This is a genomic window from Vibrio genomosp. F6 (assembly GCF_005146325.1).
Taxonomy (GTDB): Bacteria; Pseudomonadota; Gammaproteobacteria; order Enterobacterales; family Vibrionaceae; genus Vibrio; species Vibrio cortegadensis.
Window position 1 is genome coordinate 1 of the sequence record NZ_SYUT01000084.1, and the last position, 1,805, is coordinate 1,805.

A 1,805-nucleotide genomic window follows, 5' to 3' on the forward strand; every position below is an offset into this window, starting at 1 on the left:
TTGATGGCTAAGCTTGAGAGTTATGCAGAGTCACAAGGCTGTCATTCATCTATGGTGGATACATTTAGTTTTCAAGCAAAGCCGTTTTATGAAAAACTAGGTTATGAGTGTCAAATGACACTTGAGAATTATCCTATTTCGCATTCTCGTTACTTCTTTACGAAGTTGTTGAAATAGGCGACTAACAAACAATTTAAGAGTGACTCCTAACGCTTGCCGATTTTACTCCGATTTAAATTTTGTGTTTACGGCGTAATGGTTTAGCTCAGGTTTTATAGCGTTGTCGCACCTTAATTGGGCGTTAGGGCTTACTACAAAAAATTCAAGGATGGCGAAATGGTAAGGTTTTATCTAGTTCTTACTTTGTTAGGTATATTGCTGCCGTATGGAGCGTTAGTTCCTTGGGTAGTAACCAATGGCTTAGATATTAGTCTTTTGCTCAGCGAAGCGGTGGCAAACCCCATTAGTATTATGGCTTGGCTTGATGTCTTGGTTGGTGCGATTGCTCTATTAGGTTTCATCTTAATGGACGGGCAAAGACATAAAGTGAAGTATCGATATTTTGCTGTGTTGGGAACCTTGTCAGTTGGCGTGTCGTTTGGGCTCCCAATGTATCTTTACTTTAAAGAAAAACAGTCCCTTCAGTCACAGCCCTAACAAGGCGTTTAAGAGGGATTCACAACGCTTGGCATTTTTAGTTTGAATCGGCTTTAGTGTTTACAGCACAATGGCTTAGGTTGGGTGGTAGCGTTGTTCACCCCTTAACGCGGCGTTATATTTTATTTTAAATTAGTGTCTTAAAGTCAATGTGAAGTAGGTTGTTTGTTGTCTTCTCAGGCTATCAAGTTTAGCCAATTCAGCAGTTCAATATTGCGTTATCAAGGCTCAAGCTTTCTTCAATCGTAAAATGTGCCATGTTCATGGGTGTTTCATTTTGGTTTGAGTCGCGTTGTTTGAAAGTGTAATTGACTCAAAATTTCGTTAATAATTTTTGTTTTTTGAGCTTAGTAATTGTTGGTGAATTGGAAAGTTTCGGTTTTATTCTTTGTCTGGTTTCAACGATGAATATAGAAGTTTCTTTTCATCAAAGTGATTTTCTGCTTTTAAGCGTCACTTTCAATTACAGCACGTGAGTTAAGTTAGAAAACTAAGTTAACATCGCAATTCTTTATCAAGCAAATCAACCTATTGATGTAAAATATAACAAGCAATTCAAGCTGACAGCCAACGCGTGGCATTTTCAGTTCCAAATGGCTTGGGTGTAATCAGCGCGTTGCTTCAGGTTCAGGTTTGCGTTGGTCTGCAACTTAATTGGGCGTTATGTGCTCGGAGGGTAAATGAGAAAATTATCAATCATCACACTAGGTGTATCAAATATTGAAGCTTCAGCACAGTTTTATGAAGCAGTACTTGGACTAGAACGTACAGATTATCAATCTGATGAAATTGTATTTATGGATGTTGACGGTCCAGTGTTGGCTCTATTTCCCAAACCTGAGCTAGCGAAAGATGTTGGTGTTGAGCCAAAGGGTTCAGGTTTTGCAGGTATTACTTTTGCTAGAAATGTAAACTCTTCCCGTGAAGTTATTAATCTGCTGGAGAAAGCTGATGAAAATGGTGGGAAAGTCGTAAAGCAAGGGCAACCCGTTTTTTGGGGTGGTTTTTCGGGTTATTTCGCTGATCTAGACGGATATCTCTGGGAAATTGCAGTAGGTTCAAATAGCTACATCGCGGAAATCGAACAGCGCACATAACAAACAATTTAAGAGTGACTCCTAACGCTTGCCGATTTCACTCCGATTTGA

2 protein-coding genes and 1 pseudogene are annotated in these 1,805 nt (G+C 39.3%); all 3 read left to right on the top strand.

Annotated features, from left to right (window positions below; translation table 11 throughout):
- A pseudogene (locus FCV43_RS20715) lies at positions 1-177 on the top strand (GNAT family N-acetyltransferase); the annotation flags it as partial.
- Between the two features lie 159 nt (positions 178-336).
- On the top strand, positions 337-657 hold the full coding sequence (locus FCV43_RS19365) for a DUF2834 domain-containing protein (RefSeq protein ID WP_134837652.1): 321 nt from the start codon (positions 337-339) through the stop codon (positions 655-657).
- Positions 658-1,337: 680 nt separating this feature from the next.
- A complete protein-coding gene (locus tag FCV43_RS19370; protein WP_136996089.1) occupies positions 1,338-1,754 on the top strand; it encodes a VOC family protein in 417 nt (138 codons plus the stop codon).
- Positions 1,755-1,805 lie beyond the last annotated feature (51 nt).